Here is a 23827-nt window from a genome sequence, read left to right as displayed (position 1 = left end):
CATCGATCGGTCCTGGAAGGCTTCAGGACCAGAGGATCCAGGAGGCCAATGACTCGCGGTTGGCGATCTCGATCTGCTGAGCGCGGGGATTGGCCTCCGCATGGTGCGGGTTGATGCCCAGTTCGCGCAGGGCATAGCGCACCAGGGGGCCGCGACAGTGCAGCTCCAGCTCGCCGTTGTACATGCCGTAATCCAGCGCCAGTAGATCCCGTTCGTCCTGGGGCAGGCGCCGGTCAGGAATCAGGCGCACCGCGACGCGGGTCTGCCAGCGTTCGTCATGCGCGGCATCATGCTGGCCGAGCATCGCACCGGCCTCCTCCGGCACGCCGCGAAAACGGCTCAGCACGAAATCCCGATAGTTGCGATGCTTCTCGCAGTAGGCTCGCACATGCCAGCGCCCGGCGGCGAACACCAGGGTGTGCGGCACGAGAATGCGCTCCTCTCCCGCCGGACTCGAGAAGGATGCATACGTCACTTCCAACCGGCGCCCCTCCCGGGCCGCCTTGACCACGGCGCGCACGACGCTTGGGGATATCGTCCGGCTTGGCATCGGCAACGACTCTGTGTTTGCCGCGCCCATGCCGAGCCCGGCGAAGGGCGATCCCAGAGAGTCGTGAGCGTTCAGCAGGTGTAGGTACTCATCAACCCGACCCTGGGTAAAGCGGGGCAGGAAGTTCGGACTCGGTAGAAAACCGTGGCGGGTATCGTCGTACCGTAGGTTCTCCGGCGCCAGATCCCGGTAACGTCGCAGCACCTTCTGTGCCTGCTGGCGACCGATACCGAACGCCTCGCCGATCTGTCCGGCCACCACGCGGCCTTCCCACAGTGCCAGAATCTCGATCAGCCGATAGCGTGCCAGGGTATCCCAGGCAAGGGGCATATGCGCATTCATGACGGCCTCCATCCATGGTTGCCACATTCGACCTTAATGATAGTGCCCCGGTTCGACGCCGGGTTGAAGAGTATTGTGGATGGATGTCCAGCGGTGGCGGAGACGGAGCGTGCGTGCTTGGATGGGGAGAAGGACAGGGCAGTGAGAGCAACAATAATGGATGACCTTTCTCCATCGGACCTCAAGACGATCCTGCACTCGAAGCGGGCGAACCTGTATTACCTTCAGCATTGTCGCGTGTTGGTCAACGGTGGTCGAGTCGAGTATGTGACCGATGAAGGCAAGGAATCGCGCTACTGGAACATTCCTATTGCCAACACTACTTCATTATTATTAGGCACGGGAACTTCGATTACCCAAGCCGCGATGCGCGAACTGGCCAAGGCAGGGGTGTTGGTGGGTTTCTGCGGAGGTGGTGGAACGCCGCTTTTCGCGGCCAATGAAGTGGATGTCGATGTTGCCTGGCTAACACCGCAGAGCGAATACCGCCCGACCGAATATCTGCAGTACTGGGTGCGCTTCTGGTTTGACGATGAAAAGCGTCTAGAGGCTGCCCGCGCCTTCCAGACGGCGCGGTTATCGCGCATTGAGGCGCTATGGCAAAGTCGACCTCTCAAGGAAGCGGGCTTTGAAGTATCCGCACAGTACCTGAGTGATGTATTGACACAGCATAGAGACGCGATTGCCAATGCGGCTGATACCGTGGCACTGCTGACACTCGAAGCGCGCTTGACCAAAACGTTGTTCAAGGTAGCGACACAAGCGGTGAGCTACGGTGAATTCACGCGTGCCAAACGTGGTAGCGGAACCGACCCCGCAAACCGGTTTCTCGACCATGGCAATTACCTGGCCTATGGGTTGGCGGCAACCGCGACATGGGTGCTGGGGATACCCCACGGTTTGGCGGTGCTGCATGGCAAGACTCGCCGTGGTGGCTTGGTCTTCGATGTTGCGGACCTGGTCAAGGACGCCATCATTCTCCCGCAAGCGTTTTTGTCGGCCATGCGAGGCGATGAGGAACAAGAATTTCGCCAGGCCTGTATCGAACGGCTGACACGCACCGAGTCTCTCGATTTCATGATCGATACGCTTAAAGCCGTGGCTCTCGAGCTCGGAGGAGGGCCTGGCGAATGAATGTGCTGTTGGTCTCCCAGTGCCACAAGAATGCCCTCAAGGAAACCCGGCGTATTCTGGATCAGTTTGCCGAGCGTCGTGGCGAGCGGACCTGGCAGACCCCGATTACACTCGAGGGGCTCGAAACGTTACGCAAGTTGCTGCGCAAGACGGCGCGCAAGAACACTGCCGTGGCATGTCACTGGATTCGTGGCCATGACCATAGCGAACTGGTCTGGGTCGTAGGAGATGCCAAACGCTTCAACTTGCAAGGGGCGGTGCCCACCAATACGACGTCACGGGATATTCTTCGTCGTGAAGACGAAAACGACTGGCATAGTGGCGAAGATATACGGCTGCTGGCTTCCATGGCGGCATTGCTGCATGACTTGGGAAAGGCGACTGCAGCATTTCAGCAACGTCTGCAAGGCAAGTTGGAAGGACGAAATCTGTACCGTCATGAGTGGGTTTCGCTACGTCTCTTCCAGGCCTTCGTCGGTGATGACGATGACGAGACCTGGTTAACGCGGCTCGCTGAAGGCCGCTATCAGACGCAAGACTGGCTAAAGGGGTTGGAGTGCGATGGGCTCGACACTACGCCCTCCGCGGTATTCCGTCACTTGCCGCCGTTGGCGGCCGCGCTTGGCTGGTTGGTCATTAGCCACCATCGTTTACCTCTCAAACCTCCCGATGATACTTCGGATCCGGCGGCACGCTGGGGGAGCCGTAGTGTCACGCTACAAATGGAGCAGCTGGATGACCTGCTAGAGCTCATTGATGCGCGATGGAATGAAATTCCCTCGACGCAAGATGCGGCGCGCATCAAGCCCTACTGGCAATTCAAGCATGGCTTACCGGTGGACACTCGGCGTTGGCGGGAGCGGGCGGCCAAACAAGCAAAGCGCCTTTTGACACGTCGTTGCGGTAACACCAACTGGCTCGATAGTCCTTATGTCATGCATCTTTCCCGCCTGTGCCTGATGCTTGCTGATCATCACTACTCGAGCCTCGAAGACCCTATACACCGTGTACCTGGTGAGCCTCAGTATCCGCTGGTAGCCAATACCGTGCGCAAGACGGGGCAACCCAATCAATTGCTGGATGAGCACATTCTGGGGGTTGAGAAACATGCGGCAGTGGTGGCGCGGGCGCTCCCCAGTGTCGATAGCCACTTGCCTCGCCTGGCACGGCATAAAGGCTTCCGCAAACGTAGTAACCATGCGCGCTTTCGCTGGCAGGACAAGGCGTTCGATCTTGCCCAGTCACTGCGTGAACGTAGCTGGCGCCAAGGCTTTTTCGGTATCAACATGGCCTCCACGGGCTGCGGTAAGACACTGGCCAACGGTCGTATCCTGTATGCGTTGGCCGATCCGGAGCAGGGGGCACGCTTTAGTATCGCGCTAGGGCTCCGCACGCTCACCTTGCAAACCGGCCAAGCCTTGCGTGAACGCCTCAATCTAGGCGAAGACGAACTCGCGGTGAGGGTTGGTGGCAGCGCCAACAAAGCACTTTTCGATCACTACGAACGTGAAGCCGAGGCCAGCGGTTCCGCCTCTCGTCAGGGGCTGATCGATGAAGATGCTCACGTCGTGTTCGAGGGCAATTTCGAGAGTCACCCGCTGCTTAAACGTCTGGGCAATGAGCCGGGGACGCGCTCATTGGTTGCAGCCCCCATTCTGGTATGCACCGTGGACCACTTGGTGCCGGCGACAGAAAGCGCGCGAGGGGGCCAGCAGATCGTCCCTATGTTGCGCCTGATGAGCAGCGATCTGGTGCTCGATGAAATCGATGACTTCGATATCAACGATCTGCCCGCGTTAACACGGTTGGTTCATTGGGCGGGGATGCTGGGCTCGCGCGTGTTGCTGTCATCGGCCACCCTGCCCCCCGCGTTGATACGAGGCTTGTACGATGCCTATCGCAGTGGGCGCGAAGCCTACCAGCGCCATCGCGGTGAGCCTGGTTTGCCGGTCGATATTTGTTGCGCATGGTTCGATGAGAGCGATCGTCAGCACCATGACTGCGCCGATGGTGGCGCCTTCAGCGCCGCACATGCCGCTTTTGCTGAGCGTCGACTCAAGCGCTTGGCCGATAGCCCGGTGCGGCGGCGAGGGGAACTCATCTCCATGCCGTCGTTGGGAAAACGACCAGAAGAGATTCGTGCCGGCCTTGCCGGAATGCTACGCGACCAAGCTGGCCAACTACACGAGCGTCACCATTCTTGTGACCCGATAACGGGCAAACGCGTGAGCTTTGGCCTGATACGCATGGCCAATATCGATCCACTGGTGGATGTTGCCACTGAACTGTTTCAGCTGGGCGCTCTCGATGACCAGAGGGTTCATCTATGTGTCTATCATTCCCGACATCCGCTCGTCATGCGCTCGGCGATCGAACGACGTCTGGACCAGACGCTGCAACGTGCCGAGCCGGACCGAGTGTTCGAACAGGCCGATATTCGGCGTTTACTCGATGGCAGTGACGAAGACGATCATCTTTTTATTGTGCTTGGAAGCCCGGTTACCGAAGTCGGTCGAGATCATGACTATGACTGGGCGATCGTCGAGCCTTCCTCCATGCGCTCGATCATTCAGCTTGCCGGGCGGGTATGGCGTCATCGCGACAAGCGCTGCGACACGCCGAATGTCCAACTCCTGGAGACCAACCTAAAACATCTGGAAGACCCCGGGCGCCTCGCTTTCCAGCGCCCGGGGTTCGAGACGGACGAGTCCTGGCGCCTCAATAGCCATTCGCTGAATGCATTGCTCGCGCCGGAAGACTATCAGGTCATCGATGCTCGCCCGCGTGTGCTGGCGCGTGAGGCCTTGCAACCTCGTGACAGCCTGGTGGACCTGGAGCATCAACGTCTGATCACGCAGATGATCGAGCAACCCGCCCCGCCGTTGACCAAAAAAGAGCGCCGGCTAGGCAAGACGCCGTCATTACCACCGTTAGGGGCTTATACCTGGTATGTCGTGCCGCGCATGCATTTGACCGGTGTGCTCACCCAGCGTCAGCCATTCCGTCAGCAAACGCAGACGGATGTGGCCTTGGCCCTGTTACCTGACGAGGGCGGTGAAACCTGGACGCTGCACCGGGTTGAGGACGGTACCAAGCGTGGCGAAACGCTTTACGTGGAAGTGGAAGAAAGCCTGCTGACGCGAGTCGATCTGGCGACGCAGCAAGGCGAAAGGATTCAGCCCTGGGGAACCGACGACTACCTGACGGCACTTGCCGATCTCGCCGAGGATCTGGATATCTCGCTCGATAGAGCTGCACGTACGTTTGGCATCGTCAGCGTACCTGAGAGCACGCATGGGTGGCATTACCATTCCGTGCTGGGGTTTGTGAACAGAAGGTGAGTGAAGTGGAAAATAAAGAAAGGCAATGTGAAAAGTAAGTATCATTCATTCAGTGAGTGTCCGATTAAGGTGATCTATGGCAATGACACAACAAGCAGCAGGGATACGCGATGTCATCGATCGATTCGTCAAGGAACGTTTCGATACCAAAGCAGAAAAATTATCTTTCGATGATCCCAAGTACCATGCGCTGGTTGAACAGTTTCAGCATGATGCCTGGATCGATGATGCCGCTCGGCGTGTCAGTCAGCTGCAAGTCGTAACCCATTCCCTAAAACCTATCCACCCGGATGCCAAGGGCTCTAATCTATATGTTCCCCCTGAGTCTCTTGCCAAACATCAAGCGGTAGGAAGTCATGTGCTGCCGACGGACTTCGATGGCGATGTTGTGGGTAATGCCGCTGCTCTCGATGTATATAAATTCTTGAAGCTCGAGTACGACGGCAAATCATTGCTGGAGCGGGTGCTTGAGGGCGACGCTGAGCTGGCGCGTGCCTTAAGCGATACTCCCGAGCAGTCACAAGCCTGGATGCAGTCCTTTGCTGGCATTACCGAGCCTCGCGGTGAGCATGCTTCTCATACTCGTGCTAAGCAGGTGTATTGGCTGACAGGTGAAGATGCGGTCGAGGACTGTGACTTCCAGCTATTGGCGCCGCTCTATGCGACCTCTCTGGCGCATCGTGTCTTCCAGACGATCAACCGGGATCGTTTCAGTGACGCGGCCAAGGAGGCCCGAAAGGCCAAACGTGAAGGGAAGCTGAGTGAGCAAGAAGTTCATGATTATCCCAATATTGCTTCGCAGAAGATGGGCGGTACAAAACCGCAGAATATCTCGCAACTGAATAGCGAGCGAGGTGGTAACAACTATTTGTTGGCGTCGTTGCCACCTGCTTGGAGCTCTCGTGATATCCACCCACCATTAAAGGTGGGTTCCGTGTTGTCTCGCAGCGGAATGTTTGGTCGACGTAAGGAAGTACGGGCATTGGTCGGTGATTTGAAGCGTTTCCTGGAGACCAATCCCAACACAGATATGCATACACGTGATCTACGTGATGACTACACCACGATGATCATAGATGAACTAATCCTGTTCACGATGCAGATGCATAGCCTTGAGCCAGGCTGGAGTGCCGATGAAAACTGCCGTTTAGCCGAAGAAGAGGCTTTCTGGCTTGATCCGGGCCGTGCCCAAGAGGATGACGAGTTCCGTAAGGCGCGCCATGAAGCAGACTGGCCTGACGAGATTCGCCACCGTTTCGCCAATTGGCTTAACGAGGCGCTTGGAGGCAAGTTACCGCTAGGGGATGTCGAGTTTCGTCACTGGAAGAAGGAGATCGGTCATGATGCTTCTCATCAACGACTGCTGGATAAAGACCGTCGATGGATGGCCGCTCTGATGGAAGAACTCGGTGAGTTGGAAGAGCTAGAGGGAGGGGAAGGCGATGAGTGACGTCCAGAACCTTCTAGTGCTGCCGCGTCTCCGTGTGCAAAATGCCAACGCGATTTCGAGTCCGATGACGTGGGGCTTCCCGGCCATGAGCGCCTTTGTGGGCATGATGCATGCTCTGGAGCGCAAGCTAAGCACAGCGGATATCAACGTCTCGCTGGATCGTATTGGGGTGGTGTGTCATGACGTCGAGCCGCAAGCCACCGACGGTGGTTATACCCGCGCCTTTCATCTCACACGCAATCCCGTCGATAAAACCGGTGCTACGGCCGCGATTGTCGAAGAAGGGCGTATTCATCTGGATATCACCCTGATATTCGCTATCGATGCCGCGGCTTCGGACGAACAGCGCCAGCATATCGCGCAACAGGCGGGGGATATCGTGGCCGGGATGCGCATTGCAGGTGGCAGCGTAATGCCCAATTCTCGTGTTTCCCCTGACCGGCAACGCCCTAAGTGGATTGCGCTGGATGACGACTCCAGTGAGCGTGAAAAGCAGTTCAAGCGCCTGAAACGTCGTTGGTTGCCAGGCTTCGCCCTGGTATTACGCGATGATCGCCTTGTCGAGCATACCGGGGCTCTTCAAGCCAAAGACGAAAATGCGACAGTGCTGGATGCCTGGCTTGATCTGTCGCGCCTCAACCATCAGTGCCATGTCGATGCCGAAGGTGGAGAGGTGCGTTGGGAAATACGCCGCCCTTATCCTGGTTGGCTGGTTCCGATTCCGGTGGGCTATAGCGCGATCTCAGAGCAGTTCGAACCGGACAGCGTGGCGAATGCGCGAGATACGCAGATCCCGTTTCGCTTCGTGGAAAGCATTTACTCCATTGGCGAGTGGGTTAGCCCTCATCGTTTGACGTCCCCTGAGGACTTGCTCTGGTATGTCGATAACGACCTCGATACCGGTCTGTATCGTCTCAATAATGATTATACCCAGCGTGCACATAGCGCTTAATGACAAGGAGCTGAAGATGGCTAAGAAAGACGACGCACTCAAGACCGCCTCCGTTCTCGCTTTCGAGCGCAAGCTCGACCCTTCTGATGCGCTGTTGTACGCCGGGCAGTGGTCACAGCGCGATGTGCTGGACGACTGGCAGCCGGTCACGGTTCGTGAAAAGTCGGTACGTGGTACGATTTCCAATCGCCTCAAGGCCAAGGAGCAAGACCCAGCAAAGCTTGATGCCGCTATCGAGAATCCCAATCTTCAGACCGTTGATGTCGCCACCTTGCCCCATGAGGCGGATACCCTGATGGCACGCTTTACGCTGCGGGTGCTTGGCGGTGCCGGCACACCCTCGGCATGCAATAACGCTGACTATCAAGCCAAGTTGCAACAAGCTGTTGCGGAGTATGTGCAAACGCAAGGGTTTAATGAGTTGGCACGTCGTTATGCCCATAATCTGGCGAACGGCCGTTTCTTATGGCGTAACCGTGTTGGCGCTGAGCAAGTCGAAGTGCGCATTCGACGCATGGAGTGCGGCAAGGTCGCGCAAGAGTGGACATTCGATGCACTGAGCCTTTCGCTGCGAGGTTTCGATGATGACGCGCAGATCCAGGTACTCGCGAAAGATATTGCCGATGCCTTGGCGGGTGAGCGTCATCTGATTCTTGAGGTTATCGCCTTTGCGCATGTCGGTATGGGACAAGAAGTCTTTCCGTCGCAAGAATTGATTCTCGAGCGTGGTCGCGGCGACAAGAGCAAGACACTTTACCAAGTGGATGGTGTGGCAGGAATTCACTCCCAGAAGCTGGGAAATGCCATTCGCACTATCGATACCTGGTATCCAACACCGGAAGATGGCAGCGATCTAGGCCCCATTGCTGTCGAACCTTATGGCTCCGTGACGCCTCAAGGTACAGCCTACCGTCAGCCCAAGCAGAAGGTGGATTTCTATTCGCTACTGGACAATTGGATGATCAAGGATAAAGTGCCGAATACGGAACAACAGCACTTCGTGATGGCGACCTTGATTCGTGGTGGTGTCTTCGGCGAAGCGGGGTAAGCCATGGACCATTATCTCGATATTCGGTTACGGCCGGACCCGGATTTTTCGGCGACAATGCTGATGAGTGCGCTCTACAGCAAGCTCCATCGGGCACTGTTTGATCTGCAGGCCGATGATATTGGTGTAAGCCTACCTGACCACAAGACCGGTGTGCGTGCTCGCACACCGGGTGAACGGTTACGGCTGCATGCTCAGCAGAGCCGCCTTGAACAGCTGATGGCGCTCCCGTGGCTGGCAGGTATGCGTGACCACGTAGAGCTGGCGGATATTGCACCGGTTCCCGCGGACGCGTGTCATCGTCGTGTGGTGCGCCGGCAGTTCAATACGGGTGGCCCAAGCCGGGTCAAGCGCTATGCGCGTCGCCACGACATCAGCGAAGAAGAGGCGCGCCAATGTATGTCGGCACCCGCTGAGCGCAAGATCTCTCTACCGTTCGTACAAGTGAATAGTCGTTCTAGTGGGCAACGGTTTGCGTTGTTCATTGAGCATGGGCAACCACAGGTGGCACCGGTGGCAGGGCGCTTCAATCATTACGGGCTGAGCCGTGAAGCGACTGTGCCCTGGTTTTGACCCTTTTTTGAGAAGCCTCTATTGAGGCCTAGTAAATCAATAAGTTAGCGCCATTTCCTGGAAAAGGGTGTGGCGCTTTCTTTGTAGGAATGCTCTTTAACAATCAGCTGGTTAGCTGTGATAAGCTCTTGTTCGCTGCCGCCCAGGCAGCTCAGAAATGGATGCGAGCGATGGCTGCCCGGTGGGCGCTGTTCGCTGCCGCCCAGGCAGCTCAGAAAAGTGCGGCTGCCGAAGATGGCGTGCCAATCCCGTTCGCTGCCGCCCAGGCAGCTCAGAAATGCTCAGGCGGCACGAACAGCCGAGTCGTCTTGTTCGCTGCCGCCCAGGCAGCTCAGAAAACTGCCCGTGGTCACGCTCGACGCCAGCCACAGTTCGCTGCCGCCCAGGCAGCTCAGAAACAGCGCAATTCGCCACGACCATTTGCCATCCCGTTCGCTGCCGCCCAGGCAGCTCAGAAAGATAGGTGGATGCGATCTGCTGGCGCGTGCGGGTTCGCTGCCGCCCAGGCAGCTCAGAAATGGGCGACCTCAGTCCGCCATAGCGCCACGTCGTTCGCTGCCGCCCAGGCAGCTCAGAAAGTGCGCCGCTGGTGCCGCGAGGGACACGTGCCGTTCGCTGCCGCCCAGGCAGCTCAGAAATCATCGCCAAAGATACCGATACCGCCGGCAAAGTTCGCTGCCGCCCAGGCAGCTCAGAAAGGTGGCCCAATGCGGTCGATACCCCCACCAGAGTTCGCTGCCGCCCAGGCAGCTCAGAAATGATCATCCCCGCCCTGCCTGGCTCGCACCGTGTTCGCTGCCGCCCAGGCAGCTCAGAAAGTCGTGAAGCGCTCACGGAGAGGTTGTTGATAGTTCGCTGCCGCCCAGGCAGCTCAGAAATCGGTCGATGGTCAGCTCGGCGAACCCGACGCGTTCGCTGCCGCCCAGGCAGCTCAGAAATCGAGGGTCACGGTTCCGGCCTGGTCATCGTAGTTCGCTGCCGCCCAGGCAGCTCAGAAATACCGATTTCGCGACGTGCATCGCATATACCGGTTCGCTGCCGCCCAGGCAGCTCAGAAACGACGCGGAGCGCCGAGTTGATGATCTCCTTGGTTCGCTGCCGCCCAGGCAGCTCAGAAATTCATAGGCGAGCTCAGAAAGCGCTATAACGTGTTCGCTGCCGCCCAGGCAGCTCAGAAAGTTGAGTCGTCGCGATGCACGGCGTTGTACTCGTTCGCTGCCGCCCAGGCAGCTCAGAAAATGACCGACAAGGCCCGCAACAAGAAGCGCCCGTTCGCTGCCGCCCAGGCAGCTCAGAAAAGTGGCCCGAAGGGTAGCCGCGATCCGCTCAAGTTCGCTGCCGCCCAGGCAGCTCAGAAATTAGAGGTTGACAAACACCTTTAGGTGGTCAAGTTCGCTGCCGCCCAGGCAGCTCAGAAAAAGGCCCGCGACTGGCTCGATCGTGCCGACAAGTTCGCTGCCGCCCAGGCAGCTCAGAAATGGCAGGAGTGCGTGCGCCGGTATGACCGGACGTTCGCTGCCGCCCAGGCAGCTCAGAAATATGGCGTGCTGTTCCCCCGGCGCTCGGTGCTGTTCGCTGCCGCCCAGGCAGCTCAGAAATGGTTGCCATCAACATCCTGACGCTGGTTTACGTTCGCTGCCGCCCAGGCAGCTCAGAAACGGGGAACGGCAAGTTCTCCGTGGCGGACCCTGTTCGCTGCCGCCCAGGCAGCTCAGAAAATCACCGCGCCGAGCCGCTTTCATCCGGTGCAGTTCGCTGCCGCCCAGGCAGCTCAGAAAATGCTCATCTCACCCTTGAGCAAGGCCGTCTGGTTCGCTGCCGCCCAGGCAGCTCAGAAAACGCGATTTGATGGACAACGCCCATAACTACGAGTTCGCTGCCGCCCAGGCAGCTCAGAAATGGGCCAAGTTCCGCGACTTCCAGGCCCGCGTGTTCGCTGCCGCCCAGGCAGCTCAGAAATGCATGCTCAGCATAGTGCGTCACGTCTTGACGTTCGCTGCCGCCCAGGCAGCTCAGAAAATCTTGGCGTTATCATCTGCCACCTCGAACACGTTCGCTGCCGCCCAGGCAGCTCAGAAAGAATCGTCGCCTCGGCCAGCGTGGCCGCGTGAGTTCGCTGCCGCCCAGGCAGCTCAGAAATTGAGCTCGACCACGTCCCCCATCACCAGGTCGTTCGCTGCCGCCCAGGCAGCTCAGAAACAGGTGAGCACCCTGGGGTAGCACGTCAGTGGGTTCGCTGCCGCCCAGGCAGCTCAGAAATTCATAGGCGAGCTCAGAAAGCGCTATAACGTGTTCGCTGCCGCCCAGGCAGCTCAGAAATGAAAAGAAGCTGGAAGAACTTCTACAGGTGTGTTCGCTGCCGCCCAGGCAGCTCAGAAAAGCAAGGGCAGCGTCAAGGTACCCTACAACGAGTTCGCTGCCGCCCAGGCAGCTCAGAAACTCAAGGCATGGGCACGAGGGGACGAGCACCCGTTCGCTGCCGCCCAGGCAGCTCAGAAATCAAGGTTGTTACGGGTGGTTTCCAGGGAGTTGTTCGCTGCCGCCCAGGCAGCTCAGAAATGGTGGTACCGCAGGTCGCAGCGGAGACGGGCGTTCGCTGCCGCCCAGGCAGCTCAGAAAAACAACAACGCCAGCGCCGCCACCACTGGTATGTTCGCTGCCGCCCAGGCAGCTCAGAAAGCGGCGGAGATGGCGCCGTAGCTGGCCATGAGGTTCGCTGCCGCCCAGGCAGCTCAGAAATGACGTTGTTCGCGGTGATGCGATTCCCCAACGTTCGCTGCCGCCCAGGCAGCTCAGAAAAAGACCCGTCCGCCCTGGTCATCCCCAAAGCGGTTCGCTGCCGCCCAGGCAGCTCAGAAACTCCTGGTTGATGGCCTCGAGGGTCTCGAGCAGTTCGCTGCCGCCCAGGCAGCTCAGAAACTGGACGCCTGGCTGCGCGAGAGTTCGCCAAGGTTCGCTGCCGCCCAGGCAGCTCAGAAATCCTCGGGCACGTAGGCCAGGATCTGGCGGGCGTTCGCTGTCGCCCAGGCAGTTCACTCCCCCCTCACTTCCTTCAACCGATCGGGGAAGTTGGTGAAGAGGCCGTCGACGCCCCAGTCGAGCAGTTGGCGCATCTGGTCTTTCTCGTTGATGGTGTAGACGTGCACCAGCAGGTCGTTGGCATGGGCCTGGTCGATGAAGTCGGCGTCGATGACCGGCTGACCGTCATAGAGGTAGTTGGGGCCGACCCCTACGGCGTAGTCGGCGATGGCCTGGAAGTCAGCGTCGGTGATGTCGGCCGGGCTGGGGGTGACGCCGGTCCATTCCTCGAGCGTCTCGCCGTCTTCGCTGGGGGAGTACCAGAGCAGCTGGATCAGCGGGATGTCGGGGTTGAGGTCGTGCACTTCCTCGAGGCTGGCCTGGCTGAAGGACTGGATGACCACCGAGCCCGAGCGCACCAGGCCTTCGGCCTCGAGCTTGCTGACCAGGGCGTCCTGCAGCTCGGGGTAGTCCGCGGGGGATTTGGTTTCGATGTAGTAGCGCACGTCCTGGCCGTAGCGGTCGATGACCTCGTCCAGGGTGAGGAGCTCGGCACCGGCGTAGGCATCATCGGCGTGTTCCGGGTGGGCCGCGTTGAACCAGCTGCCGGCGTCCAGCGACTTGAGCTCGTCGAGGCTGTGCGCCTTCACTGGCCCCTGGCCATCGGTAGTGCGGTCAAGAGTGGTGTCGTGAATGGCGACCAGTTGCCCATCGGCGCTCATGTGCACGTCCAGCTCGAGGTAGTCGGCGCCCATGGCCAGTGCCTGGTCGTAGGCCGGCCAGGTGTGCTCGGGAGCGTGGCCGCTGGCGCCGCGATGGGCGATCACCTGAAAGTCTTCGAGGTCCTGGCGCTGCTGTTCGAGCGCGTCGGCCTGGGTGGCCACTGGGGCCAGGAGAGTGGCGCCACCCAGCAGGGCGAGCGTGGACGAGAACACGGAGCGGTGGGTAAACATGGCTATCCTTTTATTGAACATTCGTGCAATAACCTAGCCGGGCCATGGTGCTTCCTGCAAATCGGTGTTCTGGCCAGCCTGGCGTGTTTACATGGAGGCGACCGTCGACAACGCCCTCGAGGAGGAGAACATCATGTCAGCATCGTCTGCCTATCAGCGGGCGCTTGACGCCCTGGATACCCTGCACGCGGAAGACCCGCGCCGGGTAGAGGTCGAGGGCCAGTCCCTGCCCAAGGAATTGTGGCACGCCGGCCGCATGAGCGCCTGGCTGGAGCGCCTCGAGGCCTCTCCCGACGAACTCGTTCGCCTGGCGGTACGCGGCCAGCACCTGCAGCGCTGGCAGATACCGCGCGACGCTTATCCCGAGGGCCGCGTAGGGTATCTCACCTGGCGTCGCGACCAGGGGCAGCGTGCCGGCGAGACCACGGCGACGCTGATGCGCGAGGCGGGCTTCGACGAGGAGGATGCCGAGCGCGTGGCGCGCATGATCCGCAAGCAGGGCCTGGGGCGTGATGCCGGCACCCAGGCGGTGGAGGACTGCGCTTGCCTGGTGTTCCTGGAGAACTACTTCGCGGATTTCTCGCGTCAGGTGGAGCGCGACCACCTGATCCGCATCGTGCGCAAGACGTGGGGCAAGATGTCGCCGCAGGCGCGCGAGCTGGCCCTGGGGCTGCCGATGAGCGATGAGGCCAGGGAGATCGTGGAGGCCGCGCTCCGTACTTGATCGCCTTGACAGATTGTCGTCCCCTGGCCAAGCTTAAAAATGATAATTGTTATCATCTATGGGCCGATCGGGATCGGCCCGGCGAGCGAGCAACGCGAGGGAGAGTGACATGGCCTATCACATCAAGACGGCGTTTCGCGGTACGAATCCCATCCTGCAGATCTGCGATGTCAGCTCGGGCTCGGTACGCATGGCCTGGGAATATCCCAGGGAAGACCTGGAACGCGACGAGGACCCGGAGCTGCTGGCAATGCGCCGGGAAGAGGCCATTCATGATCTCTTCCGGCGCTTGTTCCTGCTGACCACCGAGCAGTATCTCAAGGGCGAGCTGGAACCCATGCCTCGGCTGGGCGCCTGGCGTCGCGCATCTCGGCCCCGTGCGGAGTGATCGTTCGGTCGTGGGGCGGCCGCCACCTGCCGGGGCGGGTGGCGGCCTGCTGGCTTCACGCTGGCGGGGAGGGCTCAGCGCGAGGTCTTGGCGTTGTAGACGCTCTCGTCCAGCTCGCCTTCGCTCTTGCCGACCAGGGTCGTGACCATCAGGTCACCGGCCACGTTCACGCAGGTACGGGCCATGTCGAGGATACGGTCGATACCGGCGATCACAGCGATGGCTTCCAGTGGCAGGCCGATCTGGGCCATGACGATCGATAGCATGACCAGGCCTGCGCCGGGCACGCCGGCAGTGCCGATCGAGGCCAGGGTGCCGGTGACGATGATCATGCCATAGTCCGCCATGCTCAGGTCCACGCCCAGCAACTGGGCGATGAATACAGCGACCACGCCCTGGTAGATGGCGGTGCCGTCCATGTTGATGGTCGCGCCCACCGGCAGCACGAAACCGGCGACACCTTCCGAGACACCGAGGTTGTTCCGGGCGCATCGCAGCGAGACTGGCAGGGTGCCGGAGGATGAGGCCGAGGAATAGGCCACCACCAGGGCATCGAGGATGCCGCGCAGGTAGCGCAGCGGGTTGAGGCGGCCGAGCAGGGCCAGCAGCCCGGAATAGACCAGCAGCACGTGCAGGACGCTGGCCAGGTAGGCCACGCCGATCACCTTGGCCAATGGCAGCAGCACCTCCAGTCCATAGCTGCCTGCCACGTGGGCGATCAGCCCGAAGACCCCGAAGGGCGCGAAGCTCATGACGATATTGGTCAGCTTGACCATCGCTTCGGCGAAGCTTTCGAAGACCTTCACCACGGGTTCGCCCTTCTCGCCGATCAGCGTCAGCGAGATGCCGAGTCCGATGGCGAAGACGATGATCTGCAGGATGTTGCCGCTGGCCAGGGCGTCGATCGGGTTCTGGGGGACCAGACCGACCAGAATCTCGCGCAGGCTCGGCGCTTCCTTGGCCTCGACTCCGGAGTCGAAGCTCATCTCCAGGCCCACGCCGGGCTGGAACAGCCAGGAGGCGAACAGGCCGATGGCGATGGCAAAGGCCGTGGTCAGCAGGTAAAGCGCAATGGTGCGCAGGCCGATGCGCCCCATCTTCTGTGGATCGCGCATGGCGGTGATGCCGACCACCAGGGTCGAGAACACCAGTGGCACGATCAGCATCTTGATGGCGTTGATGAAGATATCGCCGAGGGGCTTGAAGAGGCTGGCCTGTTCGCCCATCAGGGCGCCGACCAGCACACCGAGCACCAGGCCGGCGAGGATTTTCTGCCACAGAGGGATGCGCTGCCAGAGGTTGGGGCTGGCCGCAGGAGGTTGATCGGTCAAGGGGAGCTCCTTTCTAAAGAATCGTGGTCAGTCGATAAATTCGGATGTCGGCAGGCGATTCTACAGAAAGGCGTCTCGCGGGACTTGCAGAAATGCGTCCCCTTGGATGTCGGTCCGTCGTTACAGCACCTCGTCGAGCAGGGCGTGGAAAGCGGCCCAGGATTTCTCGTCGGCGCGAGCCTGGTAGCGATCGCTGCCGATGACGGTGAAGGCATGAGGCGCGCCGGAGTAGATCTCGATCTCGTAGGGGGCGCCGGCGGCTTCCAGCTCCTCGGCGAGGGTGGCGACATCCGACATGCCGATGGAGGTATCGGCACCGCCGTGGGCGATCAGGATGGGCGGCGTGTCGGCGGAATACGACTGGCCCTCCGGCGTGTCGAGGCCGCCATGGAAGGTGGCGAAGCCGCGTACGTCCTCGGCTTGCCCGGAACGGGCCATTTCCAGCACCACGGCGCCACCGAAGCAATACCCCATGACCACGGTTGGCTGGGCGACGCCCTGGCGGCGCGCCTCCTCCAGGCCGGCCTGGGTCAATCGGCGCATGCGCTCGCGATCGTCGTAGAGCCGCGCGGTCTCGGCCTTCCGGGCATCGGTTTCCACGGGGCGATTGCCCTTGCCGTAGAGATCGATGGCGAAGGCGTCGTAGCCCTGGGCGGCGAGCATGTCGGCGCGTTGGCGCTCGTAGTCGGTCAGGCCGTCCCAGTCGTGGATGATCAGCACGGTGCCCCGGGCCTCGTCGGGGGCGCTGGCTAGATAACCGCTGAAGGTCTCGTCGCCTACCTGGTAGTCGATGCGCTGGCCGTCGGGTTTCTCGGCGAGGGCGGTGCCGGTGAATCCGCCGAGCAGCAGGCTGGCGAACAGGCCGGCAAGCGGCAGTGTCGCGATGCGTCTCATCGTCGGGCTCCCATCCGGGGTGGATGATCAAGCGTTGCGGCGCCCCTTGAGGGCGTGAGACCTCAGTATAGGACGACAACCCCGCACGGCGCCGAGCGTTGGCAGTGTCAGCTTGTGTTTTGTCGTCTCCCCTTCCAGATTGTGGAGGTGTGATCCTGTGTAACCAGACGCGAGACGAACAATCATGAACAAGCGCATTCTAGCGATGGCGGTGGCGGCGTCCTCCGTAGCATTTGCCGGCCTGGCCCAGGCCGAGGTGAAGATAGGGTTCCTCGGTGGCTTCACCGGGGGCATCGAGAGCCTGACGCCGCCGATCTATGACGGCGCTCAGCTGGCGGTGAAGCAGATCAACGAACAGGGCGGCCTGCTGGATGGCCAGGACATCGTCATGCCCACCGGTGATACGACCTGTTCCGATGCCTCGGCGGCATCCAACGCGGCCGACCGCATGGTCAACACCGAGCAGGTCACGGCCATCGTCGGTGCCCTGTGCACCGGGGCCACCGTCGCCGCGGCCAACAACGCGGCGGTTCCCGGTGGCGTGACCATGGTCTCGCCGGCCTCCACGGCACCGGCAGTGACCGATATCGACGACAACGACCTCGTGTTCCGCACGGTGCCTTCGGATGCCTTCCAGGGCAAGATGCTGGCCAAGCTGCTGCTGGACAAGGGCATCGAGGAAGTCGTGGTTACCTACGTCAATAATGACTATGGCAGCGGCCTGGACGAGGCCTTCACGAAGGCCTTCGAGGCAGGTGGCGGCACGGTGGCCGAGAACCTGCCCCACGAGGACAATCGCTCCGACTACCGGGCGGAGCTGGGTCGCCTCTCCGCCACCGGCGTGCCGAACCTGGTGGTGCTGGCCTATGCCGATACCTCGGGCCAGACGGTCGTGCGCCAGGCCTATGAGAGCGGCATGTTCACCCAGTACATCGGGGCCGACGGCATGGTCGGCGACAGCCTGGTCAATGCCATCGGTGCCGATGTGCTCGACGGCATGATCGCCACGCGGCCGGGCAGCCCGGACCTTCCCGGCACCGAGATCTTCAACGAAGCGGCCAAGGCGGCCGAGATCGATCCCAGTGCGGTGTTCGCTGCCCAGGCCTACGACGCGGCCTTCCTGCTGGGCCTGGCGATCGAACAGAACGGCAATGCCGAGCGCGAGGGGCTCTCGGAAGCTCTACGCAGCGTCGCTTCGGCGCCGGGCGAGGTCATCCTGCCGGGAGAATGGGAGAAGGCCAAGGAGCTGATCGCGGCCGGCACCGAGATCAACTACGAGGGTGCCTCGGGGACCCACGAGTTCGACGAGAACGGTGACGTGCCGGGCGTGGTGCTGGAAATGGTGGTCGAGGACGGCGCCTTCACCAGTCAGGGATTTGTCAGCGAGGACAACGCGACGGATGACAGCGAATCGAGCGAGGACAGCGACTCCTGAGATAATTCGGTAGGCTCATCGTCGAGCCATCTCCAAGCCCGCAGGCCCCGCCGAGTCATCTCGGCGGGGCCTTTTCGCCTGTGGCCTGCCGGGGTCAGCCGTGATGGCGAACCTTCTCCGGCAGCATGCCCTTGGGCGCGAAGCGCAGCACCAGGCTGATCAACAAGCCGATCACGAAGACCCTGGCCTGCAGGGCGCGACTGTCGAGGTTGGTAGGTACGTCCCAGCCGAAGGTGTCGGCACCGAAATGGGCCGCCCACTCCAGCACGGAGAGGGCCAGCGGTCCCGACATGATCCAGATGATGTAGACCGCCACGGCACCGAAGATGGTGCCCAGGTTGTTGCCCGGACCGCCGAGGATCACCATCACCAGTACCAGGAAGGTGTGGTTCAGGGGCAGATAGCCCTGGGGGTCGAAGATGCTGTTGAAGCTGGCCAGCACGGCCCCACCGATGCCCATCAGGATGCAGCCCAGCACGAAGATCTCCAGGCGGCGCTTGTTGATGTTCTTGCCCATGGCGGCAGCCGAGACTTCGTTGTCGCGAATGGCGCGTATCATGCGCCCCCAGGGGGCATTGTAGGCTCGGTGCAGCAGAAAGAAGATCACCGCGATGATCACGGCGGTGACCGAGAGGTACAACGCCCGGGCCAGGGTGAAGCCGACCTCGGAAGGGCCTGGAATCGGCCAGGGCAGCGGGGAGACGGTGGCGGTACCTCGGGTCAGCCAGTCCGCATTCTTGAGAAAGGCCTTGATGATCTCGGCGATGCCGATGGTGGCAATGGCCAGATAGTCGCTGCGCAACCCCAGGCAGACGTGGCCGATGAAATAGCCGATCCCGCCGGCCAGGGCGCCACCGACGATCCAGCCGAACCACACGGGAAGCGCCATGCCGCCGATGAAGCCGGCCTGTGATTCGATCTGGCCGGCGATCTCACGAAAGTTGCTGATCACCACCATGTAGAGCACCATGCCGAGGATCACGGCGATGCCGGTGCGCAGTGTCCTGGGCACGCCGATGCGGTCGAGTCGTGAGGCGGCGATGACCAGCGCGATGGCGCCGACCATGTACAGCAGGGCCATCCCCAGCTCGCCGGGCAGTTCGCTGTTCCAGAAGGCATCGTTGACGGGAATGCTGAAAAACATGGCGCAGAAGCCACCCAAGGCGACGAAGCCCATGACACCGGCGTTGAACTGCCCGGCGTAGCCCCATTGAATGGTCAGGCCCAGGGCCAGGATGGCGTAGCAGGCCGATTCCACCAGCATGCGGGTGCCGTAGGCGGGCCCCATGGCGGCGTAGACGACCAGCACCACGGCCAGCAATCCCAGGAAGAGAAGCAGTTCGCGCAAGGGAAAGCGGCGTGGCGCCGCGACGGTATCGGCGCGTTGTTGGCTCGGAGGATGTGACTGGGTCATGTGATCACCTTGCCCTTGAAGATGCCCGTGGGGCGCCACACCAGGATGGCGACGAGGATGAAGAAGGGCACCACGATCTTGTATTCGGTGCCGACGAAGGCCAGGTTGCTCGGCAGCGACAGCCACTCGGGTAGGCTGTCGCGGAAGGGGCGCAGCAGCAGGCTCCAGTTGAAGACTGCCAGGGCTTCGGCGAAGCCGACCATGAAGCCGCCGGCGATGGCGCCGAAGGGATGGCCTACGCCGCCGACGATGGCGGCGGCGAAGATCGGCAGTAGCAGGAAGAAGCTGAGATCAGGCTTGAAGGTCACGTCCATCGATAGCAGGGTGCCGGCGATGGCGGCCAGCCCACCGGCGAGCACCCAGGTCACCGCCACGATGGTATTGGTGTTGATGCCCGAGGCCTGAGCCAGGTCGGGATTGTCGGACATGGCGCGCATGGCCTTGCCCAGCCGCGAGCGACTGAGAAAGAGGTGCAGGGCCACCACGCAGATGATCGTCAGCGCGAACAGGTAGAGCTGTGGCTCGGTGATCACCACCGGCACCCGCACGCCTTCGATGGGAAGGGGCAGGCGGAAGATCTCCTTGCGGTCGTCCACGTAGAGACTGGAGCCGCCGGTACCGGCGAACAACCGGATCAGCCCTTGCAGCATCAGGGTCACGCCCAGCGAGGCGATCACCATGACGATGGGCTTGACGCCATGGGCGCGCAGCGGCTTGTAGAAGGTGCGGTCGATGCCCACGGCCAGGCACGCGGTCAGCGCCATGGCCAGGGGCATCATGAGGATCGGTGTCGGCACGCCGATGGCACTTCCCGCGCTCGGGAAAAGCGTCGTGAGCAACAGCACCATGAAGGCGCCGAAGGTCATCATGTCGCCATGGGCGAAATGGGCGAAGCGCATGATGCTGAAGATCAGCGTCACGCCCACGGCTCCCATGGCATAGATCGAGCCGGAGACCGCACCGGCGATCATCACGTTGTTGATGAAGAAGACGAGTTCGTTCAAGGCACAGCCTCCAGATGATTCCGTCGACGTTGAGCGAGGCTCAGCCGCCCAGAAAACTCTTGGCGACGTCCGGGTCGGCCAGCAGGGCCGCGCCGGTGTCGGTGAAACGGTTCTGGCCGGCGGCCAGCACGAAGCCCCGGTCGGCGATGCCAAGCGCCTGCCTGGCGTTCTGCTCGACCATCAGGATGCCCACGCCGGTGGCGTTGATCTCCTTTACCCGGGCGAATATCTCGTTCATGTAGCGTGGCGAGAGCCCGGCGGTGGGCTCGTCGAGCAGCAGCAGGTCGGGTTCGGGCATCAGGGCGCGGCCCATGGCGACCATCTGGCGCTGGCCGCCGGACAGCTCGCCGGCGGGCTGGTGGCGCTTGTCGTAGAGTGGCGGGAAGATGTCATAGATATGCGCGAGCATGCGCTTGACACTGTCGGGCTTGAGGTAGGCGCCCATCTGCAGGTTTTCCTTCACCGTCAGGCTCGGGAAGACGTTGTGTTCCTGGGGCACGAAGCCCATGCCGCGTCGTACCAGCCTGTTGGGCGGCTGGTTCTGGATGGGGTCGCCATTCAGCAGGATCTCGCCCTGGTTGACGTTGAGCAGGCCGAAGATCGCCTTGAGCATGGTCGACTTGCCGGCGCCGTTGGGGCCGACGATGACGCCGACCTCGTTGGCCTCGATGGTTATGTTCACCCCGTTGAGGATGTTCATGCCGCCATAGCCGCTGTGCACATCGCGTGCGTCGAGTAGAGGCATAGGAAAGGAGTCTCTGCGTTAGCGGCGCCATCTCGGTGGTGGCCGCTTTGTTGTTATTCAGGCGTCGTCCGAAACGGGCGCGCTGCCCTCAGGCAACGTCGGCACCGAAGTAGGCCTCGATCACCCGCTTGTCGTTGCGTATTTCCTCGATGCTGCCTTCCACCATCACGCTGCCTTGGGCCAGAACGATCACCGGATCGCAGAGACGAGCGATCATGTCCATGTCGTGCTCGATGACCAGGAAGGTGTAACCCATTTCCCGGTTGAGGCGCTCGATGTTGCCCATCAAGTCACCGAGCAGGGTGCGGTTGACGCCGGCGGCGATTTCATCGAGCAGCACGACCCGCGCGTCGGTCATCATGGTGCGGCCGAGCTCGAGGAGCTTCTTCTGGCCGCCGGAGAGGTTGCCGGCCAGCTCGTTGCGGACATGGTGCAAACCGATGAAGTCGATGACCTCCAGGGCGCGTCGGCGGACTTCGGCCTCCTCGCGTCCCACGCGGCCGGGTTTTAGCCAGGTGCTGAACAGGTGTTCACCGGCCTGGCGGGGTGGCACCATCATCAGGTTTTCCAGTGCCGTCAGGTTGGTGAACTCATGGGCGATCTGAAAGGTGCGCAGCAGGCCCTTGTGGAAAAGCTCGTTGGATGGGCAGTTGGTGATGTCCTCGCCGTCGAGCCAGACGCGACCGCTGTCCAGCGGCAGGGCGCCGGCGATGATGTTGAACAGGGTTGACTTGCCCGCGCCATTGGGGCCGATCAGGCCGGTCACCGAGCCCTGCTCGACCTGAATCGAGCAGTCGTCGATCACCTTCAGGCCGCCGAAGGCCTTGTTGACGTTTTTTACATCGATGATGGCAGACATGATGGTGGTTCCGTCGGTGTTGTTCGTTGTTATGTCCCGAGGGCCGAGCCTGCTGGCCCGGCGTGTTGCGTCGGTCGTCTCCTCAGGGGCCTTGATGCTTCTCCGTCAGGAAGGTGCGGCTGGCGGCGAAGGCGCCCACGATCACCACGGCGCCGATCAGGGGCAACAGATAGCCCTCTACCTGCGGGATGGCCCGCAGGAACACGAAGGCCACCGCCGCCGGGGAAACGAAGCGCACCAAGAAGCGCCAGGTATGCAGCCAACCCTCGCTGGTGCGCAGTTCTTTCATGACTTCGCCATGGGTCAGGGCCCAGCCGGCGAACAGGGCGATCAGCAGGCCGCCGAGGGGCATGAGGACATGGGTCAACAGCTCCAGCAGCCGGAAGGCGCTGAGCCCGAGGAGTTCGTGGAAGGGGCTGTCGTCGGCCCAGACATTGAAGCTGAAGACGATGAGCAGGCCCAGTGCCCAGCTGGCGATGGCCATCATGGCCACTGCCTGGGCACGATTGAGGTCGAAGCGCTCCACCAGGAAAGCGGCGACCGGCTCGATCATGGAGATCGCCGAGCTGATGGACGCACCGAGCACCAGGATGAAGAAGACGGCGCCTACCAGCGGGCCGCCGGGCATCTCGGCGAAGGCCAGCGGCAGCGTGACGAACATCAGCCCTGGCCCCTCGGCGGGGTTGAGGCCGGCACCGAAGACCAGCGCGAAGATCGCCAACCCCGCAATCAGTGCCACGGCGGTGTCGATCACGACAATGGCCAGGGCTGTGCGGCTCAGAGAGGCCTCACCGGGCATGTAGGCGCCGTAGGCCATGATCGCCCCCATACCGAGGCTCAAGGTGAAGAAGGACTGTCCCATGGCGGCCAGCCAGCCTTCGAGGCTGAGGTCGCCGAGCTGCAGGGTGAACAGGAAGTGCGTCGCGGCTCGCATGTCGCCGTTCATGGCGCTGTACGCCAGGATGACCAGCAGGAGCGCGAGAAGGGCCGGCATCAGCACGCGCAGGCCGTTCTCGATGCCACGGTGGATGCCGAGTCCGACGATCAGGCCTGAGGCCGCGATGAAGAGCGTGTGGTAGAGCGTCAGCAGGGCCGGTGATGCCAGCAGGGCATCGAAGCCGCTGGCGATGGTCGCGGCATCGGCTCCGGCCAGTGAGCCGGTGATCATGCGCCAGGTGTAATGCAAGGCCCAGCCGGCGATCACTGAATAGAAGCTGAGAATGATGAATGCCGAGGCGGCGCCCAGCCAGCCGATCGACTCCCAGGCGCGCGAGGTGTCGTGGGTGCGGCTCAGAAAGCGCATGCCCATGATCGGACTGCGGCGGCTGCTGCGTCCGAGCAGGATCTCGGCAATCAGGATGGGGACGCCGACGGCGAAGAGCGTCACGGCATAGATCAGCAGGAAGGCACCACCGCCATTCTCGCCGGCCAGGTAGGGAAAGCGCCAGAGGTTGCCGAGCCCTACCGCAGAGCCGACGGCAGCCAACAGGAAGGTTCCCTTGTGCGTCCAGATGTTGTGCGTACTCATCGAGGTCCTGCGATTGCCCAGGGCTGGAAGAATCCCGCGCAGGGGGGCGTCTGCCGAATCGCCGTCAACTTTGCGTCACCGGGGTGGTCCTTGGCTAGAGGGCGAGCGTTTAGGCGTCGTTGGCGGCGGTGGATGGTAACCGCG

General features: G+C 61.6%; 18 protein-coding genes and 1 CRISPR repeat array. Of the genes, 9 read left to right on the top strand and 9 right to left on the bottom strand.

Going from position 1 to position 23827, the window contains the following annotated elements:
* Positions 1–22: 22 nt before the first annotated feature.
* On the bottom strand, positions 23–892 hold the full coding sequence (locus HSDC_RS15990) for a WYL domain-containing protein (protein WP_082920080.1): 870 nt from the start codon (positions 890–892) through the stop codon (positions 23–25).
* 156 nt (positions 893–1048) lie between these two features.
* Between HSDC_RS15990 and cas1f the strand changes: the two genes are divergently transcribed.
* From cas1f to cas6f, 6 genes are all read left to right on the top strand, one after another.
* Positions 1049–2026, top strand: a complete 978-nt coding sequence (gene cas1f, locus HSDC_RS15985; RefSeq protein WP_064700975.1) for a type I-F CRISPR-associated endonuclease Cas1f — start codon at positions 1049–1051, stop codon at positions 2024–2026.
* A complete protein-coding gene (gene cas3f, locus HSDC_RS15980; RefSeq protein ID WP_064700953.1) occupies positions 2023–5367 on the top strand; it encodes a type I-F CRISPR-associated helicase Cas3f in 3345 nt (1114 codons plus the stop codon). Before cas1f ends, cas3f begins: the two co-directional genes overlap by 4 nt.
* Positions 5368–5443: 76 nt before the next feature.
* Complete coding sequence (gene csy1, locus HSDC_RS15975) at positions 5444–6817, top strand: type I-F CRISPR-associated protein Csy1 (protein ID WP_137055364.1); 1374 nt, start codon at positions 5444–5446, stop codon at positions 6815–6817.
* Complete coding sequence (csy2, locus tag HSDC_RS15970) at positions 6810–7769, top strand: type I-F CRISPR-associated protein Csy2 (protein ID WP_064700952.1); 960 nt, start codon at positions 6810–6812, stop codon at positions 7767–7769. The genes csy1 and csy2 overlap by 8 nt, the downstream gene beginning before the upstream one ends.
* 16 nt (positions 7770–7785) lie before the next feature.
* On the top strand, positions 7786–8817 hold the full coding sequence (gene csy3 / locus HSDC_RS15965; protein ID WP_064700951.1) for a type I-F CRISPR-associated protein Csy3: 1032 nt from the start codon (positions 7786–7788) through the stop codon (positions 8815–8817).
* Positions 8818–8820: 3 nt separating this feature from the next.
* Positions 8821–9390, top strand: a complete 570-nt coding sequence (gene cas6f, locus HSDC_RS16575) for a type I-F CRISPR-associated endoribonuclease Cas6/Csy4 (protein WP_073292257.1) — start codon at positions 8821–8823, stop codon at positions 9388–9390.
* Between the two features lie 130 nt (positions 9391–9520).
* Positions 9521–12369: a CRISPR direct-repeat array (repeat unit 28 nt; unit sequence GTTCGCTGCCGCCCAGGCAGCTCAGAAA).
* Between the two features lie 53 nt (positions 12370–12422).
* Here cas6f and HSDC_RS15955 read toward each other — a convergent pair.
* Positions 12423–13361, bottom strand: a complete 939-nt coding sequence (locus tag HSDC_RS15955) for a glycerophosphodiester phosphodiesterase (RefSeq protein WP_064700949.1) — start codon at positions 13359–13361, stop codon at positions 12423–12425.
* Positions 13362–13494: 133 nt separating this feature from the next.
* Between HSDC_RS15955 and HSDC_RS15950 the strand changes: the two genes are divergently transcribed.
* Positions 13495–14085, top strand: a complete 591-nt coding sequence (locus HSDC_RS15950; protein ID WP_064700973.1) for a DUF4202 domain-containing protein — start codon at positions 13495–13497, stop codon at positions 14083–14085.
* Between the two features lie 109 nt (positions 14086–14194).
* Positions 14195–14473, top strand: a complete 279-nt coding sequence (locus HSDC_RS15945) for a hypothetical protein (protein WP_064700948.1) — start codon at positions 14195–14197, stop codon at positions 14471–14473.
* Positions 14474–14547: 74 nt separating this feature from the next.
* Here the strand turns inward: HSDC_RS15945 and HSDC_RS15940 are convergent, their stop codons facing one another.
* Together HSDC_RS15940 and HSDC_RS15935 are read right to left on the bottom strand one after the other, a co-directional pair.
* Entirely contained in the window at positions 14548–15804 is a 1257-nt protein-coding gene (locus HSDC_RS15940) for a dicarboxylate/amino acid:cation symporter (RefSeq protein WP_064700947.1), read from the bottom strand.
* Positions 15805–15924: 120 nt separating this feature from the next.
* A complete protein-coding gene (locus HSDC_RS15935; protein ID WP_064700946.1) occupies positions 15925–16698 on the bottom strand; it encodes a dienelactone hydrolase family protein in 774 nt (257 codons plus the stop codon).
* 181 nt (positions 16699–16879) lie between these two features.
* Here HSDC_RS15935 and HSDC_RS15930 point away from each other — a divergent pair, with 181 nt between their 5' ends.
* On the top strand, positions 16880–18133 hold the full coding sequence (locus tag HSDC_RS15930) for an ABC transporter substrate-binding protein (RefSeq protein WP_064700945.1): 1254 nt from the start codon (positions 16880–16882) through the stop codon (positions 18131–18133).
* Between the two features lie 94 nt (positions 18134–18227).
* Here HSDC_RS15930 and HSDC_RS15925 read toward each other — a convergent pair whose 3' ends face one another.
* The 5 genes from HSDC_RS15925 to HSDC_RS15905 form a co-directional block, all read right to left on the bottom strand.
* Positions 18228–19547, bottom strand: a complete 1320-nt coding sequence (locus tag HSDC_RS15925; RefSeq protein ID WP_064700944.1) for a branched-chain amino acid ABC transporter permease — start codon at positions 19545–19547, stop codon at positions 18228–18230.
* Complete coding sequence (locus HSDC_RS15920) at positions 19544–20551, bottom strand: branched-chain amino acid ABC transporter permease (RefSeq protein ID WP_064700943.1); 1008 nt, start codon at positions 20549–20551, stop codon at positions 19544–19546. The genes HSDC_RS15925 and HSDC_RS15920 overlap by 4 nt, the downstream gene beginning before the upstream one ends.
* Positions 20552–20591: 40 nt before the next feature.
* Positions 20592–21296, bottom strand: coding sequence for an ABC transporter ATP-binding protein (locus HSDC_RS15915; RefSeq protein WP_064700942.1), 705 nt, complete (start codon positions 21294–21296; stop codon positions 20592–20594).
* Between the two features lie 88 nt (positions 21297–21384).
* Positions 21385–22155, bottom strand: a complete 771-nt coding sequence (locus HSDC_RS15910) for an ABC transporter ATP-binding protein (RefSeq protein WP_064700941.1) — start codon at positions 22153–22155, stop codon at positions 21385–21387.
* 82 nt (positions 22156–22237) lie between these two features.
* Positions 22238–23683 (bottom strand): sodium-dependent transporter, encoded by a 1446-nt coding sequence (locus HSDC_RS15905; RefSeq protein ID WP_064700940.1) that lies wholly within the window; start codon positions 23681–23683, stop codon positions 22238–22240.
* Between the last annotated feature and the right edge of the window lie 144 nt (positions 23684–23827).

It is taken from the genome of Halomonas caseinilytica (assembly GCF_001662285.1).
Lineage (GTDB): Bacteria > Pseudomonadota > Gammaproteobacteria > Pseudomonadales > Halomonadaceae > Halomonas > Halomonas caseinilytica.
The sequence above is the reverse complement of the archived record's forward strand: the minus strand, read 5'-3'. Positions and strand labels throughout refer to the sequence as shown.

Coding starts and splice junctions, on each gene's coding strand:
- HSDC_RS15990 (WP_082920080.1), bottom strand. CDS start 892: ATGAATGCGCATATGCCCCTTGCCTGGGATACCCTGGCACGCTATCGG.
- cas1f (WP_064700975.1), top strand. CDS start 1,049: ATGGATGACCTTTCTCCATCGGACCTCAAGACGATCCTGCACTCGAAG.
- cas3f (WP_064700953.1), top strand. CDS start 2,023: ATGAATGTGCTGTTGGTCTCCCAGTGCCACAAGAATGCCCTCAAGGAA.
- csy1 (WP_137055364.1), top strand. CDS start 5,444: ATGGCAATGACACAACAAGCAGCAGGGATACGCGATGTCATCGATCGA.
- csy2 (WP_064700952.1), top strand. CDS start 6,810: ATGAGTGACGTCCAGAACCTTCTAGTGCTGCCGCGTCTCCGTGTGCAA.
- csy3 (WP_064700951.1), top strand. CDS start 7,786: ATGGCTAAGAAAGACGACGCACTCAAGACCGCCTCCGTTCTCGCTTTC.
- cas6f (WP_073292257.1), top strand. CDS start 8,821: ATGGACCATTATCTCGATATTCGGTTACGGCCGGACCCGGATTTTTCG.
- HSDC_RS15955 (WP_064700949.1), bottom strand. CDS start 13,361: ATGTTTACCCACCGCTCCGTGTTCTCGTCCACGCTCGCCCTGCTGGGT.
- HSDC_RS15950 (WP_064700973.1), top strand. CDS start 13,495: ATGTCAGCATCGTCTGCCTATCAGCGGGCGCTTGACGCCCTGGATACC.
- HSDC_RS15945 (WP_064700948.1), top strand. CDS start 14,195: ATGGCCTATCACATCAAGACGGCGTTTCGCGGTACGAATCCCATCCTG.
- HSDC_RS15935 (WP_064700946.1), bottom strand. CDS start 16,698: ATGAGACGCATCGCGACACTGCCGCTTGCCGGCCTGTTCGCCAGCCTG.
- HSDC_RS15925 (WP_064700944.1), bottom strand. CDS start 19,547: ATGACCCAGTCACATCCTCCGAGCCAACAACGCGCCGATACCGTCGCG.
- HSDC_RS15915 (WP_064700942.1), bottom strand. CDS start 21,296: ATGCCTCTACTCGACGCACGCGATGTGCACAGCGGCTATGGCGGCATG.
- HSDC_RS15910 (WP_064700941.1), bottom strand. CDS start 22,155: ATGTCTGCCATCATCGATGTAAAAAACGTCAACAAGGCCTTCGGCGGC.
- HSDC_RS15905 (WP_064700940.1), bottom strand. CDS start 23,683: ATGAGTACGCACAACATCTGGACGCACAAGGGAACCTTCCTGTTGGCT.